Below are 14,489 nucleotides of genomic sequence, written 5' to 3' on the forward strand. Positions count from 1 at the left end.
CTCGACGGATCGCCTCAGTCGTTGTGGCGCTGCCGTGAAGAACCTGTCCCATAGCGCATCCTTCCATTGCTTGGAAATAATGCACCATCAAACCCTGGGATCAAACATCTAGGTCAACGGCGGACGACCGATTGGGGGCGTGAGCGGACTGTCCGTTTGTGGAGGGGCCGGAACTGGAAGCGGACGGATGCCTCCAGCATTTCAGCAGCAACTTCAAGCCAGGGCGACTGCGCAAGCCACGCGGCGGATCGTCAGTGGTAGTAGATACCGCCGTCGACGTTGAGCGACTGGCCGGTGACGAAAGCCGACAGGTCCGAGGCGAAGAACAGCACCGGCCCGACGACGTCCTCCGGCGCGCCGAGGCGCTTCAGCGCCGCGACATCTTCCCAATGGTGGATCGCCGCTTCGCTGCCGAGATTGTTCTTGCCCATCTCGGTCAGGATGATGCCGGGGCAGATGGCATTGACGGTGACGCCGTCCATGCCGACCTCCTGCGCCAGCACGCGGGTCAGCGTGATCACAACCGATTTCGTCGCCGCGTAATGGCCCTGTGTCGGAACGCCCTGCCGCCCGGCAATGGACGCGATGTTGATGACCCGGCCCGATCGCTTGGCGCGCATATGCGGTAGCACGGCCTGGCACATCATCAGCACACCCTTGGCATTGATATCGAAATGCGCGTCCCAGTTGGCCTCGTCCAGATCCTGGAGCAGACTTGGCTTGAGTATGCCGGCATTGTTGACCAGCACATCGATGCTGCCGGCCGCTGCCAGCAGCGCCTGCGCCGTCGCCTCGATCTCGCGCTTCTTGCTGACGTCCATCGTGTAGACATAGGCCTTGCGGCCGGCCGCCTCGATCTCGGCTTTAGTCACCGCCAGATCGGCTGCCTGCGACGGCAGGTCGGTGATGGCGACATCGAAGCCGGCCTCGGCCAGCCCCTTGGCGAGCGCCCTGCCGATACCGCGGCTGGCGCCGGTGACGAGAGCCGTCTTGCCTTGGGCTTCCGGAAGAATGGTCATGCTGCTTGAACCTTTGATGTCTTGACCGGGAGCGAGTTCATCGCCGCGATCGTGTCGTCGAATGAAACGAGTTTGCCGTCGGAGCCGAGCCCCATCGCCACCTTGGCGGCGACGGCGCTGGCAAAGCGCGCCGACTGCTTGAGGTCCCAGCCACGGACGATGCCGACGATGATGCCGGCGGTGAAGGAATCGCCACAGCCCGTGGTGTCGAAGACCTCGACCTCGAAGGCCGGCAGATGGAAATTCTCGCCATGCTCAGGCGAGACATGGACGCCGTCGGCGCCAAGGGTGAGGATGCAGTTCTTGACGCCTCTTGCCTTGAAGAAAGCAGCAACGCGGGCGGGATCGCGGTCATGCGCCATCTCGCCGGCTTCGTCGATGCTGGGCACGAAATAATCGATGTAAGGCAGGCACGGCTCGACCAGCTTCCACGTCTCCGGCGTCGCCTGGATGAGATCGAAAGTGGTGGTGCGGCCGAGTTCCTTGGCGCGCTTCAGCAGCTTGACCGTCGGCGCGCCATCGAAGCGCTTCAACAGCCCGGTGCCGCCGACATGGACGACTGCGGCATCAAGGGCGGCGTCGAGATCGGCGTCGGCGACCTCGAACAAGGTTGCGGTGCCCGGAACATGCAAGGCGGGACGCTCGCCATTCGGCCGCACAGGCAGGATGGTCGACGAAGTCTGGACGCTGCCGTCGCGGCCGACGAGGCTCGTCTCCAGCCCGTACTTCCTGAGCTTGGCCAGGAACCAGTCGCCCATATCGTCGGTGCCGAGCGTGGTGACGGCCCTGGTTTTCAGACCGAGGATGGCGCAGTCCATGCCTGTGGCGCCGGCAGTGCCGGCGACGGTCATGCGGATCTCCTCGATGAAGTCGGCCCGGCCGCCTTCGGGGATGCGCGACACGGGGCGTCCAAGGATATCGAGGACGTAGAAGCCGATCGAGCTGACGTCGAATTGTGGCATGGTTGGCTAACCTTTCGAACTCAATGCGCGGCGCGGCGCAGGCCGAAGCTTGCGGCCAGCACCAGGAAGACGAGCACGCCGATGCCGACCTGCTGCCAGTAGAAATTCCAGCCGACAAGCAGCAGGCCGTTCTTGACGATGGCGAGCAAGAACACACCGAGCAACGTGCCGATCACCGTCGGCTTGCGCTCACGGCTGAGCGTCGTGCCGATGAAGGTGGCGCCGATTGCGTCAAGCAGGAAGGCGTTGCCGGAGAGCGGCACGTAAGACTTGACCGTCGCCGACAAGAGGATGCCGGTGACGCCGGCAAGCAGCGCGCACAGCACATGCACCATCGACAGTTCGCGCGGCACGCGGATGCCGGAATACCAGGCAACGCCCGGCTGCGCGCCCATCGCCTGAACGTAGCGACCGAAGACGGAGCGGTGCAGCAGGACGTGAACCGCGACGGCCAGGACGATCAGCACGATGACCGGCGTCGGGATACCGAACAAGCCGGTGCGGGCGATGGCGTTGAACTGGTCAGCTGCGTAACCACTTGTGAGGTAGATCGGCTGGCCGCCACTGGTGGCGAGTTGCTGCGTGCTCTGGCCGATGAACAGCACGCCGAGCGTCGCCAGGAACGGGCTGATGTTGAGCCTTGTGATGAGGATGGCGTTCAGCACGCCGACGATGAGCGCCGCGCCCAGCCCGCCGGCAACGCCGACCACACCGCTATAGCCGGCGGCCAAAAGCATGACGAAGACCATGCTTGCCATGTCGACCGACACGCCGACAGAGAGGTCGATGCCGCCCGACGAGATGACGATGGTAAGCCCCAGCGCGACGATCGCCAGCATGACGACATTGTTGACCAGTACGTTGAAGAGATTGGCCGGCGTCAGGAAGGTGGGGCTCGCCACCGCGAAGAAGATCACGATGGCGGCGAAGGCGACCAGCACGCTATATTTGGCGAGGAAGGCGCGCGCACTCATCTTGGGTGTGTCGTTGGCCGAGACGCTCATCGTGAACCCTCCGAGCCGCGTGCAAAGGATGTGATGGCCACCACCAGCAGGATCAGCGCGCCCTGGACGCCGTTGACCCAGTAGCTGGAGACGTTGAGCAGCTGGAAGCCGTTGGCCAGAAGGCCGATGAACAGCACGCTGAGCAGCGTGCCGCCCATGGTCGGCACGAAGCGGCGCGAAAAGACGGTGCCGAGCAAAGCTGCCGCCAGCACCGACAGAAGCAGCTCGCCGGAGCCGGGCGTGCTGGCCGACAGACGCGATACAGTGAGGATGCTCGCCACCGCCGCGCAGAAACCGCTCAGGACGTAGGTGAAGGACACGTAGAAGGGTACGCTGAGGCCAGCCGCACGCGCCGCCTCGGGATGGCCGCCGACCGCGTAGAGCCTGAGCCCGAACGCGGTGCCATGGATGATCACGATCATGATCGCGGAGAAGACGATCAGCGCCCAGGCAAGCGTCGAGATGCCGAGAAAGCTGCCCGAAACCAGGAAGCCGAGCAGCGGGGAAGATGCGCCGACGACCGTATTCTGTGTCAGCGTCAGTTCCATGCCGGCGGCGACATTGAGCACGGCAAGCGTGGCCAGCAGCGGCAGGATGCCGAGCCCGACCACGGCAAGGGCGTTGAGCGCGCCGACCGCCATGCCGACGGCAATCGCCGCGAGCGCCGAGAGGATGTCGCCATAGCCCATCGACAGGAGCGTGGCGTAGACCGCGGCGCAGAGCCCCATGGTGGCGGCGATCGACAGGTCGATGCCGCCTTCGGTGACGTCGGAGCCGCCGCCGATGATCACTGCCGTCATGCCATAGGCGAGCACCCCCAGGATTGCCGACTGCTCGACGACATTGATCAGGTTGAAGGTCGAGGTGAAGCCCGGCGCGAAGATCACGAAATAAGCCATGATCGCGGCGAAGGCTGCGATCGCGCCGAGCCGCACGACGAGCGCGCCGAAGCGCCGGCCAGCGCTCTTTGCGGCGGCTTGTTTTTCGTCGGAAACGCCGGCTTCGGTGTGGAGGACAGTCGCGCTCATGCGGCCACTCCATCGGCGTTCGAGCGCGCGCCGGACGAAGCCGCCAGCAGCGCGTCGCTGTTCATCGCAGGACCGGAGAAGCTGCCGGCAAGCCGACCGCGATAGACGACCAGCACGCGGTCGCAGACCCCGACCAGCTCCAGCAGGTCGGAGGACAGAAGCAGGATCGCCGCGCCCTCGCCCGCCAGGCGGTTCAGGAGGTTGTAGATCTCGACCTTGGCACCGACATCGACGGCGACCGTCGGCTCGTCCAGCACATAGACGCGCGACTGGCAGCTCAGCCATTTGGCGATAGCCACCTTCTGCTGGTTGCCGCCGGAGAGCTCGCGCACCAGCGCGTCGCGATGCGGCGTCTTGATCGACAGTTCCTTGATCAGTCCGTCGACCGCCTGGTTCTCACTGCTCCGGCTGACTATGCCAGTCCGCGAATAGCGACGCAGGCTGGCCAAGGAAATGTTCTCGCGCACCGACAGGCCGAGCGCCACGCCGTGGGCGCGGCGGTCTTCCGGCAGCATGGCAATGCCGTCGCGCACCGCCTTAACCGGCGTCGACAGCGACAGCTCCCTGCCCTCGACCTTGATCTGGCCGCCCTCGGCGGTCTTGAGGCCAAACAGGCACTGGACGATTTCCTTGGCGCCGGAGCCAAGCAGGCCGGTGAGGCCGACGATCTCGCCGGCGCGCACATTGAAGCCGATGTTTTCGAAACTGCCGCCGAGGCGGAGATTGGAAACCTCAAGCACCGGCGCGCCAAGCTCGACCGCGCGCTTCGGAAACATCTCGCCGACATCGCGGGCGATCATCATCGAGATGATCTCGTCGATCGGGGTTACGCGCGGATCGACCGTGCCGACGTCGGTGCCATTGCGCATCACGGTGACGCGGTCGCAGAGCTTCTCGATCTCCTGCATGTAATGGGAAATGAAGACCACGGCGATGCCGTCGTCGCGCAGCCGGCGCAGCACGTCGAACAGGCTGTCCACCTCGCGTTTGACCAAGGCCGCCGTCGGTTCGTCCAGCACCAGCACCGATGCTTTCTGCGCCAACGCCCGCGTGATCTGCACGACTTTCTGCTGTGCCGTCGTCAGGTCCTTGACCAAAGTTCCCGCCGGCAATTGCATACCGAAGAACCGCTGCAGCAAATCGGCTGCCTTGTGCTCCATGGCGCGGCGGCTGACGAACGGCCCGAATCCGATCTCGTGTCCGAGGAACACCGCCTCCCCGACGGTTGCCGTCGGGACCAACAGCCTGTCCTGATGGATGAAATGCACGCCGAGCTTTTCGACCGATGCCGGCGAAAGCGAGTGAACGGCCTCGCCATTGATGACGATGCTGCCGGTGTCAGGTCGGATGATCCCGGCCAGCACCTTGATGATCGTCGACTTGCCGGCGCCGTTCTGGCCGACGAGGCCGAGGATGGAGCCGCGCTCAATCTCAAGGTTCGCGTTCTCCAGTGCACGCACCGGACCGAACCGCTTCGATACATCGCTCATTGATACAGCAATTTCACGCTTTGCTGCCTGCATGGCCGTCAATCCTGGTTGATGGTGGCGGGCAGCCGCAAAGGCGTGGTTGCCCGCCGTTTCGCTCAGCCTATTTAACGCCAGCCTTCTCGGCCGCGTCGAGGAACGGTTTTCCCTTTTCGGCGGCGTTTTCCTTGTTGATCAGCACTGCCGGAACGAAAGTGAAGGGCGGCACCTTCTGGCCGGCCAGATACTTGGCTGCGTTGTCGACCGAGGTCTTGCCGATCTCATAGGGCTGCTGCGCTGCCACAGCACCCGCGGACGACTTCGGATCCATCACCATCTTGACGACTTCCGGGCTGCCGTCGATGCCGTAGGTCTTGACCTCGTTGCGACCAGCAGCCTCGACCGCTTGGGTGGCGCCGATCTGCGGCACGTCCCAGCAGGCCCAGACCGCGCCGATTGAGCCCTTCTCAGGCGACTTGGTCAGCATGTCGGTGACGTTGGAATATGCACTCTGCACGGTGTTCGGGATGACGTCGCGCAGTTCCGGCTCGACGACCTTCACATCGGGGAACGAGGTCAGCACGTATTTCAGCTGGTCATAGCGGATCTTGCACACCGGCACGCTGTAGAAGCCGTTGAAGACCAGTACATTGCCCTTGCCGCCCATGTCAGCGACCATCTGCAGGGCGATCTCGGCGCCGATATTGTAGTTGTTGGAGGTGGTGTTGTTGATGGCATGCGGTGTCGCGGTGTCGACCGTAAACAGCGGGATGCCGGCGTCGCGAATCTTCTGCAGCCACGGGTTTAGCACTTCGAGGTTGCCGAGCTGCTCGATGATGGCATCGGGCTTCTGGGCGATCAGCGTCTGCAGCTGTGCGATCTGCTGCTGGTCCTTGCGGCCGGCGTCGAGTGCGATGACTTCGCCGCCGAGCTCCTTGACGCGGTCCTGGATGCCGCGGAATGCCATCAGGTCCCAATAGTGATCAGTGCCGATGGCGGAGACGCCAATGCGCTTGCCCTTGAGCGACAGTTCCTCGGCACTCGCGCCCGAGATGGCGGCCAGGCAGCAAGCCGCCGCCAACCCCAAAGCGAGCGCCTTGACGAGGCCTTTCATTGATCCGGTCATTTCATTTCCTCCCTTGTTGATCGCTCCGGGCCTTCCCGGAGGATTGTGCCAGATGGCCGCCGCTCAGGCAGCAGCCTCCTTGTCGCGCAGGCCGTAGCTGGCCATGCGCTTGATGACGTTTTCGATCTCCTCCTCGGACAGGATCGGCGGCTCGCCGATCTGCAGGGCGCCGTGATACTGCCGCGCCAGCGTTTCAACCTCGACCGCCAGCCACATCGCCTGGCTGAGGCTGGAACCGACCGCGATCATGCCGTGCTGTGCGAGCAGGCAGGCCTTGCGGTCGCGCAGCGCCTCCACCGCATGCGCCGAAAGTTCCGCCGTGCCGAAGGTGGCGTAAGGGGCGCAGCGAATGTCGCTGCCGCCGGCGACTGCCACCATGTAGTGGATCGCTGGTATCTTCCTGCCCATGATGGCGATGGTCGTGCAATAGGTTGGATGCGCGTGGACGACCGCGTTGACCTCGGGCCGCGCCTTCATGATGTCGAGATGGAAACGCCATTCGCTCGACGGCGGCAGGCGCCCGTCGACGCCGCCGTCCCAGGCCATGAACACGATGTCCTCGGGCACCAGCGTGTCGTAAGGCGTGCTGGTCGGCGAGATCAGCATGCCTCCGCCATGGCGCCGGCTGACATTGCCTGAGGTGCCCTGGTTGATGCCCAGCGCGTTCATTTTGAGGCAGGCATCTATGATTGCCTGGCGTGCCTCTAGGTCCGAATGGGTCATGCGAAATTCCAATCCTTGCAAGGCCAATTACCAGGCCGTGTAGCCGCCATCGATCGACAGGATCGCGCCGGTGACGTAGCTCGACGCCGGCGACGCCAGGAACAGGATCGCCGATGCGATCTCCTCCGGCGTGCCTAGCCGGCCCATCGGCGTCATGTCGATCCAGGTATCGAAGAGTTCGGGACGCTCGCGCATCTTGAGCGTCATCTCGGTGCCGACATAGCCCGGCGCGAGCGCATTGACGCGGACGCCCGATTTCGCCCATTCGACAGCCAGCGCCTTGGTCATCATGTGCACGGCGCCCTTGCTCACCATGTAGGAGGGCGCGGTCTGCGGGCGGTTGATGATCAGGCCCGACATCGATCCCAGATTTACGATCGAGCCCTTGTTGCGGGCGACCATGGAACGGCCGAAGGCGCGCGAGGCCCAATAGGTACCGTTGACGTTGACATCCATCACCAGGCGCCACTCGGCGTCCGATGTGTCGAGCGCGGTGTTGAGACGCGCGATGCCGGCGCTGTTGACCAGGATGTCGGCGTGGCCGAGATCGGCGACGATCCGGGCGGCCGTCGCCTCGACGGCTTGCGGGTCGGTGACGTCGAGGACGCGGCCTTCGACGCTTGCCACACCGGCCGCTTCGAGCGCCTCGGCGCCGGCTTTCAGTCCATCCGCATTCATGTCGAGAAGGACGACGCGCGCGCCGCAAGTGCCGAGCGCCCTGGCGGCCTCCAAACCGATGCCGCTGGCGCCGCCGGTGATGACGGCAACCTCGCCCGTCAGGTCGAATTGCGATCGGTAATCCACGCAAATCCTCCATCGGGACCCAGCCTGAGCGCGGGCAAAACTCCGCCCTCGCCGCCGAAGCGACGCCGCAAACCAACCGGTCCTGATAATGCCTCCGGGTCAGGCTCCTCCCGACCCCATGACGAGGACGTTACAGAAGCTTCCCAAGTCCGTCAATCTGGTTATAACCAGAAAAAGGAATCTTTTTGACAGCTAAGGACTCAAGTGCGATCGACACCGTTCACCATCGCCGACGGTTGCTCGACCGCCATGTGGATGCGGGCGACGGAGGAGTTGTAGAAGGCCTCGTAATATTCGAGCGCCGCGCCGTCCGCGTCATAGGCGATCGACTCGATCTCGATCAGCGGCGTGTTGGCGGCAACGCCCATCTGCTCGGCCTCTTCCTTTGTGGGCAATGCCGCGCGCAGCCAGCGGTCGGCGCGCTTCACCGTCAGGCCGAACACCGCGCGGATGGTGCCGAAAATCGACTGGTTTTCCGACAGGATGTTTTCGAGACCGGGCACCCGGTGCCCCGGCAGGCTGATGCGCGTCATGGTGATCGGCGCGCCGTCGGTCATGTAGACGCGGCTGATGCGGACCACGCTGCCATTGGCGGGAATGCCGAAGACGCTGGATTCCTTCTCGTTCGGCGGACAGCGGTAGATTTCGAGTGTACGCGTCGAGACCTTGTGGCCCTTCGCCGTCAGGTCGTCGAACACGCCGAGATTGGCGGTCATGAAGTCGACATGCTCGCGCGGTGCGGCGACGAACATGCCCTTGCGCGGCATCTTGATGATGCGGCCTTCGCTGGACAGCGAGCCGATCGCGGCACGCACGACCGGACGCGAGACGCCGAAGAAGTCGCACAGCGCCTGCTCGGAAGGGATGCGCGAATTGGCCGCCAGCCGGCCGGTGTTGATGGCTTCCTCGACCTGGTTGCGCAATTGCACCCACAGCGGTGCCGCCTCGTCGCGATTGAGCTCGACCTTGGAGCCGATCGAGCGGAACGCCTCGGCGGCTCCTGCATCTTCCTGGTCGTAGCGAGGACGCCCACGCATTCTGGTCGTTTGTTCCATTCGGCCCCGCCGCAAAATCATTTGCCGCGACTCAAGGGCGGCAGCGTCCTCCCTAACGGAGGCCGCCAGCCATATTCACGCTCTCCGGCAAGTTTCGCAACCACAGCATGGCTACGGCTCCGAGAAGCGGGCCGGGAACCAGCAGCAGGAAGGCCCAGCGCCAGCCGCCGATGAGGTCGGCAAAGTGCGGTGTCAGCCAGATGGCGAGCACCGTAAGCGCGAAACCGGCGCCGAGTTGCACCGAGAGCGCCGTGCCGACAAAGCGGCGGTCGGCAAGCTCGGTGATGGCGGCGGAGAACTGCGCTGAATCGCCGATCACCGAAATGCCCCAGACGACGGCCACCAGCATGAACAGCCAGAGCGGCCCGGTGAACAGAAAGCCCATCAGCAGGGCGCAGCTTCCCGAGACGATCATCATGCCGGCTGTGGTCGCCGTTCGGCCGATGCGGTCCGACAGATAGCCTCCGAGCAGGCAACCGAGGATGCCGGAGGCGACGACGAAGAAGGTCGACAGCGAAGCGGCGGCGGCTGTTCCTATCGCCTGCGCTTCGAAAGCCGCGCGCGTATAGGCAAGCAGCCACGCCCACATGGCGTAGAGTTCCCACATATGGCCGAGATAGCCGAGATTGGCCAGCAGCAGCGGCTTTTCACGAAACACCTGGCCGATGCGCGCCGGCTCGAACACCGCCTTGCCGAAGGGATAGGGCCCCTCCTTGGCAAACAGCAGGAACAGCAGCGCGCCGATGGCCGTCGCCAGGCTGGCGGCGGCGACCACCGGCCGCCAGTCGAGCGCGCTGGAGGCGGCGCGGAAGAGATGCGGCAGCGCCGAGCCGATGGTCAGCGCGCCAATGACCGCGCCGAGCGCCAGCCCCCTGTCGCGCGTGAACCAGGTCGCGACCAGCTTCAGGGCAGGGGGATAGACGCCGGCGAGTGCCGCGCCAGTGACGATGCGCGCGGCAATGGCGCCGCCCGGATCGGGGTGGAACAGCAGGCTGACATTGGCGAGCGCGGCAACCAATGCCGCCGCCGCCATGAGACGGCTGAGCCGCACCAGGTCGGGAAGGTTGACCAGGCTCGCCGCCAGCGCGCCGATCACGAAGCCGACTTGAACGCCATTGATCAGCCAGGCCTCGGCGCCAGGGCCGAGCGCAAGCTCCTGCTTCAGCTCGGGTAGGATGGCGGTCGCCGAAAACCAAGTGGTCAGCGACAGGACGACCGCCAGGCAAAGCAGCGACAGAACGCGCCAGCGTTCGCGGTCGCCCGCCACCCCAAGCCGGCTGTCGCCCACTGTGTTCACACGCCTTGCAGCGGAACGGTGAATACCGTCGCCGTGCCGGTGAGACAAAGCTCGCCCTGGCCGTTGCGGACGCTGGTCTCGATCTTGCAGATCGGCTTGTCGGGACGCACCTCCTTGACCTCGACGCGTCCGGTGATCTCCTCGTCGACGCCAACCGCCTTGACGAACTTCCAGGCGACCTCGAGGAAGACGGTGCCGGGTCCCGGCAGATCCTCGGCGACCAGCGCATTGAGGACGCCCGAGGTGACGCCGCCCTGGACGATCAGCTTGCCGAACACCGATTTCTCGGCCAGCGCGCGGTCATAGTGCAGCGGATTGCGGTCGCCGGTGATGTCGGTGAAGGCTTCGATGTCGCTGATGCGCGTGCGGCGCGTGCGTTCGGCAAAGGCGCCGACCTGCGGACGGCCCTTCACAACGCCTGCCCAGCCGTCTTTCGTCTCGGTGCTCATTTCGGCTTCTCCTCTATTGCGGTTTCGACGGGTTTGAAGGCCGGCAGGACACGGCCGCCTATGGCTGTCGGCGCGAGCAACAGCGCATCCCCTACCCCAGGCGATCTCGTGCCCGGCAATATGAAGCTCAGCATGGTCGGCCCTTCGGCCAGTTCAACCAGCCCAACCACGTAAGGTGCCGCCGGCAGCCAGCCGGGATGACCCGGCTTGTGCACTTGTGAAAAGGATTTCAGATGGCCCCTGCCCGACGCCTCCTTCCACACGAGTCGCTTGCTCCAGCAATGCGGGCACATCGAGCGCGGGTAGAATACGGCCTTGCCGCAGTCCTCGCAGTGTTGGATTTTCAGCCGCCCTTGCGCCGCCGCGTTCCAGAATGGCTGGGTCAACGCGGTGATCGTCGGAGCGGGGGTTTTCAATGTGTTGAGATCGACGGACATCAGGCGGCTCCCAGCACGAGCGCCGTCGCCTCGCTCATCGTCGCGCCATTGCCGGTGACCAGCGCCAGCTCGGCCTTGCCGATCTGGCGTTCGGCCGCCTCGCCGCGGAGTTGACGCACCGCCTCGACGACATGCGTCATGCCGCCCGCAAGATCCGGCTGGCCGAAGCCGAGCTGGCCGCCATGGGTGTTGAGCGGCTTGTCGCCCCGGTGAGAGAGATCGTGGTCGCGCAGCCACGCGCCGAACTGGCCGGGTGCGCACAGACCGGCATCCTCGATCGTCGTGGCGACCATGATCGTGTAGCAGTCGTAGAGTGTAAGGAGATCCATCTCCTTGGCGTCGGTTCCGGACTGCGCGAAGGCCCGGGCCATGGCGCTCTTCAGCGGACCCGAGGTGAGGCTGGGCGCCTGGCTGACCGCGCGATGCGTGACCCTCTCGCCGGCGCCGAGCAGATGCACGGGTCTTCTGGGCTGCGAACGTGCACGTTCGGCCGAGGTGATAATCACCGCCTCACCGCCGGCGACTGGCATGACGATTTCGTAGAGATGCAATGGCGAGGCGATCATCGGAGAAGCCAGCACGGCGTCCACATCCGCTGGCTTGCCGAAAAAGATGGCGTCGGGGTTGAGCTGCGCATTGGCGCGCGCCGCAGCGGCGATCAGCGCGAAATCCCTGGCGGTCGAGCCATGCTGTGCCATATGCGCCTGCATCAGCAACGCGTACGAGATGTTGGCGCCCGAAGCGCCGAACGGCACGTCGAACTCGCGGATCGGATTGCGGTTGGGCGAGCGGGGTGCCGCCGCCTCGCGGTTGTTGGCGAGCACGCACAGCACCGTCTCGCACATGCCGGCCTCGATCGCCGCCGCCGCGCGCCAGACCATCCCTGCCCCCGAAGCGCCACCGAGGTCGACGACATTGGCCATGGTCGGCGCCAGACCGAGAAATTCGGCGATCGTCGCCGGAACATGCTGGGGCGTCTCGCCGACCTGCGGTCCGACCAGCAGCCCGTCGATATCAGCTGGCTCCAGCCCGGCATCAAGCACTGCCAGGCGCGAGACCTCGGCCATCATCTCCAGCGTCGTCACGCCGCTGGTCAGGCGCTGCGGCTTCAACTCGCCGATACCGACGATCGCTCCCTTGGCCCGGCTCATGCCGCCTTGCTCCTGTCGAGCGCACGGTATTCCTGGAGGCATGCGGGATTGGCGAGCGAAGCTATGTTTTTCACCGGCTTGCCTTCAAGCGTGGTTCGCGCCGCACCTTCCACCCGTTTGCCGTTGAGCGTGTAAGGCACGGCCTGCACCGCATGGATGCGATGCGGCACGTGACGCGGCGAAGCGCCGTGGCGGATGGCGCGGCGGATCCGTGCGGCAAGCTCTGATGTGAGGCCAAAACCAGCGTTCAGCTTGACACAAAGCACGATCTCTTCGTCGCCTTCGACCGGTGCGCCAAAGACCAGGCAATCCTCGATCTCGGCGAAGGTCTCGCAGGCCGCGTAGATTTCGGCCGTGCCGATGCGCACGCCGCCGGGCTTCAGCGTCGTGTCCGATCGGCCATGGATGATCCCCGAGCCGTGCGCCGTCATCTCCGCGACATCGCCATGCGTCCAGATTTCCCGGCGTGCGGCGAAATAGGTGGCGTGGTAACGCGCGTCACCGTCCTCGCCCCAGAAGGTCAGCGGCATGGATGGGAATGGTTCGGTGCAGACCAGATCGCCTTGCCGTCCGATGACCGGCGCGTTGCGCTCGTCCATGACAGCCACCGCGAGGCCCAGCCCTTTGACGGTCAGCTCGCCGCGGCGAATGGCGTGGATCGGCGACCCGAGTAGGAAACAGCCGATGATCTCGGTACCGCCCGAGATCGAGGCAAAGATCATTTCCCGCTTCACCTGCGCGTAGACCCAGTCGAACTGGCTGGGAGAGACCGGCGCGCCGGCCGAGAGCAGGGAGCGCAGCGAAGACAGGTCGTGCAACCGCCCCGGCGCGTAACCTTCGGCGGCCAGCGTCGCCAGATATTTCGGGCTGGTGCCGAAATGGGTGACGCGTGCACGCTCCGCCATTGTCCACAGCGGACTGGGGTCGAGTCCCTCGGCGGTCTTCAGGATCGGCGCGCCGTCATAGAGCACCACGGTCGCGCCGCAGGCGAGGCCCGAGCTCAGCCAATGATACATCATCCAGGCTGTGTTGGTGTACCAGCTCATCACGTCGCCGGGCCGAACGTCGCCATGCAGCAGATGCTCCTTGAGATGCTGGAGCAGCACGCCGCCGGCGCGGTGGACGATCGCCTTCGGCGCGCCTGTGGTGCCCGAGGTGTAGAGCACATAGGCCGGATGATCGAAGGGCACGCGTTCGAAGGCGAGCGTGCCGTCGCTGCCGAAATCGTCGAAGGCGATACAGGCCGCCGCGCAGTCCGGCTTTGCGCCCGGCTCGCCGGTCAACACGAGCGTGGCCACCGTCGGCATCGCGGCGGCGATCTCGGCCAACCGCTCGGAGATGTCGTGTCGCTTGCCCGCGTAATGATAGCGCGGCGCGGCAAACAGCACTTTGACGCCGATCTGGCCGAGGCGGTCGACGATCGCCGCGGCGCCGAAATCCGGAGAGCAGGACGACCAGACGGCGCCGATCGACAGCGTCGCCAGCAGCGCCACGAGACCTTCGACACGGTTGGGCAGGATGCCGCCGACGCTGTCGCCGCTGGCCACGCCGGCCGCGCGCAGGCCTCGTGCCGTCCTGGCGACGCGCCGTCGCAAATCGCCAAGGGTGAAGGTGCGGAAATGGCCACTCTCGTCGGTCTCGAGGACCGCGGTCCGATCGTCGTCGCCCCGCAGCAGGTTTTCCGCGACATTGAGCGATGCGTCGGGGAAGAACCGGCTCCGCGTCATCGGCGCCTGATCGTCGCGCAGGAAAGATCGCGCGCCGGGATCGCCGATCACGCGGCCAAAATCCCACACCGCCCGCCAGAACGCGCCGAGGTCACTGACCGACCAGCGATGCAGCGTTTCGTAGTCGCGTGGGTCGAAGCCGTTGGCGAGACAAAAGCGTGCGAGGTTGGACGATTCGAACGCGGCCGGCGCCGGCGCCCAAAGCACGGATGACATGAATTTCCTCCCGGAACGCAGGCCG

The 14,489-nt window shown here is 65.2% G+C and carries 14 protein-coding genes; all 14 read right to left on the reverse strand.

The genetic code is table 11. From position 1 onward, the window contains the following. Positions 1-251: 251 nt before the first annotated feature. The 14 genes from LB564_RS04860 to LB564_RS04925 all read right to left on the reverse strand — a co-directional run bounded on the left by LB564_RS04860 (position 252) and on the right by LB564_RS04925 (position 14,464). Positions 252-1,019, reverse strand: coding sequence for an SDR family NAD(P)-dependent oxidoreductase (locus tag LB564_RS04860; protein ID WP_224535454.1), 768 nt, complete (start codon positions 1,017-1,019; stop codon positions 252-254). After that, positions 1,016-1,981, reverse strand: coding sequence for a carbohydrate kinase family protein (locus LB564_RS04865; RefSeq protein ID WP_224535456.1), 966 nt, complete (start codon positions 1,979-1,981; stop codon positions 1,016-1,018). The genes LB564_RS04860 and LB564_RS04865 overlap by 4 nt, the downstream gene beginning before the upstream one ends. Before the next feature lie 20 nt (positions 1,982-2,001). Next, positions 2,002-2,985 (reverse strand): ABC transporter permease, encoded by a 984-nt coding sequence (locus LB564_RS04870; RefSeq protein WP_224535457.1) that lies wholly within the window; start codon positions 2,983-2,985, stop codon positions 2,002-2,004. Continuing rightward, positions 2,982-4,013 carry an ABC transporter permease gene (locus LB564_RS04875; RefSeq protein WP_224535459.1) on the reverse strand — a complete coding sequence of 344 codons (1,032 nt, stop codon included), beginning with the start codon at positions 4,011-4,013 and terminating at the stop codon, positions 2,982-2,984. The genes LB564_RS04870 and LB564_RS04875 overlap by 4 nt, the downstream gene beginning before the upstream one ends. Next, positions 4,010-5,503, reverse strand: a complete 1,494-nt coding sequence (locus LB564_RS04880; protein ID WP_224535461.1) for a sugar ABC transporter ATP-binding protein — start codon at positions 5,501-5,503, stop codon at positions 4,010-4,012. The genes LB564_RS04875 and LB564_RS04880 overlap by 4 nt, the downstream gene beginning before the upstream one ends. 100 nt (positions 5,504-5,603) lie before the next feature. Continuing rightward, on the reverse strand, positions 5,604-6,605 hold the full coding sequence (locus tag LB564_RS04885) for a sugar ABC transporter substrate-binding protein (RefSeq protein ID WP_224535463.1): 1,002 nt from the start codon (positions 6,603-6,605) through the stop codon (positions 5,604-5,606). 63 nt (positions 6,606-6,668) lie between these two features. Then, on the reverse strand, positions 6,669-7,328 hold the full coding sequence (locus LB564_RS04890; protein ID WP_224535465.1) for an L-fuculose-phosphate aldolase: 660 nt from the start codon (positions 7,326-7,328) through the stop codon (positions 6,669-6,671). Between the two features lie 27 nt (positions 7,329-7,355). Then, the gene (locus LB564_RS04895; protein ID WP_224535467.1) at positions 7,356-8,132 is read right to left on the reverse strand and encodes an SDR family NAD(P)-dependent oxidoreductase; all 777 of its coding nucleotides are present in this window, start codon (positions 8,130-8,132) and stop codon (positions 7,356-7,358) included. A gap of 200 nt (positions 8,133-8,332) precedes the next feature. Continuing rightward, complete coding sequence (locus LB564_RS04900) at positions 8,333-9,169, reverse strand: GntR family transcriptional regulator (protein WP_224535469.1); 837 nt, start codon at positions 9,167-9,169, stop codon at positions 8,333-8,335. A gap of 70 nt (positions 9,170-9,239) precedes the next feature. Continuing rightward, a complete protein-coding gene (locus tag LB564_RS04905) occupies positions 9,240-10,484 on the reverse strand; it encodes an MFS transporter (RefSeq protein WP_224535471.1) in 1,245 nt (414 codons plus the stop codon). Continuing rightward, positions 10,481-10,933: a MaoC family dehydratase gene (locus LB564_RS04910; protein ID WP_224535473.1), complete on the reverse strand. Its 453-nt coding sequence runs from the start codon at positions 10,931-10,933 to the stop codon at positions 10,481-10,483. Before LB564_RS04910 ends, LB564_RS04905 begins: the two co-directional genes overlap by 4 nt. Continuing rightward, complete coding sequence (locus LB564_RS04915) at positions 10,930-11,370, reverse strand: Zn-ribbon domain-containing OB-fold protein (protein WP_224535475.1); 441 nt, start codon at positions 11,368-11,370, stop codon at positions 10,930-10,932. The genes LB564_RS04910 and LB564_RS04915 overlap by 4 nt, the downstream gene beginning before the upstream one ends. Then, positions 11,370-12,521, reverse strand: coding sequence for a thiolase family protein (locus LB564_RS04920; protein ID WP_224535477.1), 1,152 nt, complete (start codon positions 12,519-12,521; stop codon positions 11,370-11,372). The genes LB564_RS04915 and LB564_RS04920 overlap by 1 nt, the downstream gene beginning before the upstream one ends. Further along, a complete protein-coding gene (locus LB564_RS04925) occupies positions 12,518-14,464 on the reverse strand; it encodes an acetoacetate--CoA ligase (protein ID WP_224535478.1) in 1,947 nt (648 codons plus the stop codon). Before LB564_RS04925 ends, LB564_RS04920 begins: the two co-directional genes overlap by 4 nt. Between the last annotated feature and the right edge of the window lie 25 nt (positions 14,465-14,489).

Origin of the sequence: Mesorhizobium sp. ES1-6, assembly GCF_020164775.1 — a bacterium.
Lineage (GTDB): Bacteria > Pseudomonadota > Alphaproteobacteria > Rhizobiales > Rhizobiaceae > Mesorhizobium.

Coding starts and splice junctions, on each gene's coding strand:
- LB564_RS04860 (WP_224535454.1), bottom strand. CDS start 1,019: ATGACCATTCTTCCGGAAGCCCAAGGCAAGACGGCTCTCGTCACCGGC.
- LB564_RS04865 (WP_224535456.1), bottom strand. CDS start 1,981: ATGCCACAATTCGACGTCAGCTCGATCGGCTTCTACGTCCTCGATATC.
- LB564_RS04870 (WP_224535457.1), bottom strand. CDS start 2,985: ATGAGCGTCTCGGCCAACGACACACCCAAGATGAGTGCGCGCGCCTTC.
- LB564_RS04875 (WP_224535459.1), bottom strand. CDS start 4,013: ATGAGCGCGACTGTCCTCCACACCGAAGCCGGCGTTTCCGACGAAAAA.
- LB564_RS04880 (WP_224535461.1), bottom strand. CDS start 5,503: ATGAGCGATGTATCGAAGCGGTTCGGTCCGGTGCGTGCACTGGAGAAC.
- LB564_RS04885 (WP_224535463.1), bottom strand. CDS start 6,605: ATGACCGGATCAATGAAAGGCCTCGTCAAGGCGCTCGCTTTGGGGTTG.
- LB564_RS04890 (WP_224535465.1), bottom strand. CDS start 7,328: ATGACCCATTCGGACCTAGAGGCACGCCAGGCAATCATAGATGCCTGC.
- LB564_RS04900 (WP_224535469.1), bottom strand. CDS start 9,169: ATGCGTGGGCGTCCTCGCTACGACCAGGAAGATGCAGGAGCCGCCGAG.
- LB564_RS04910 (WP_224535473.1), bottom strand. CDS start 10,933: ATGAGCACCGAGACGAAAGACGGCTGGGCAGGCGTTGTGAAGGGCCGT.
- LB564_RS04915 (WP_224535475.1), bottom strand. CDS start 11,370: ATGTCCGTCGATCTCAACACATTGAAAACCCCCGCTCCGACGATCACC.
- LB564_RS04920 (WP_224535477.1), bottom strand. CDS start 12,521: ATGAGCCGGGCCAAGGGAGCGATCGTCGGTATCGGCGAGTTGAAGCCG.
- LB564_RS04925 (WP_224535478.1), bottom strand. CDS start 14,464: ATGTCATCCGTGCTTTGGGCGCCGGCGCCGGCCGCGTTCGAATCGTCC.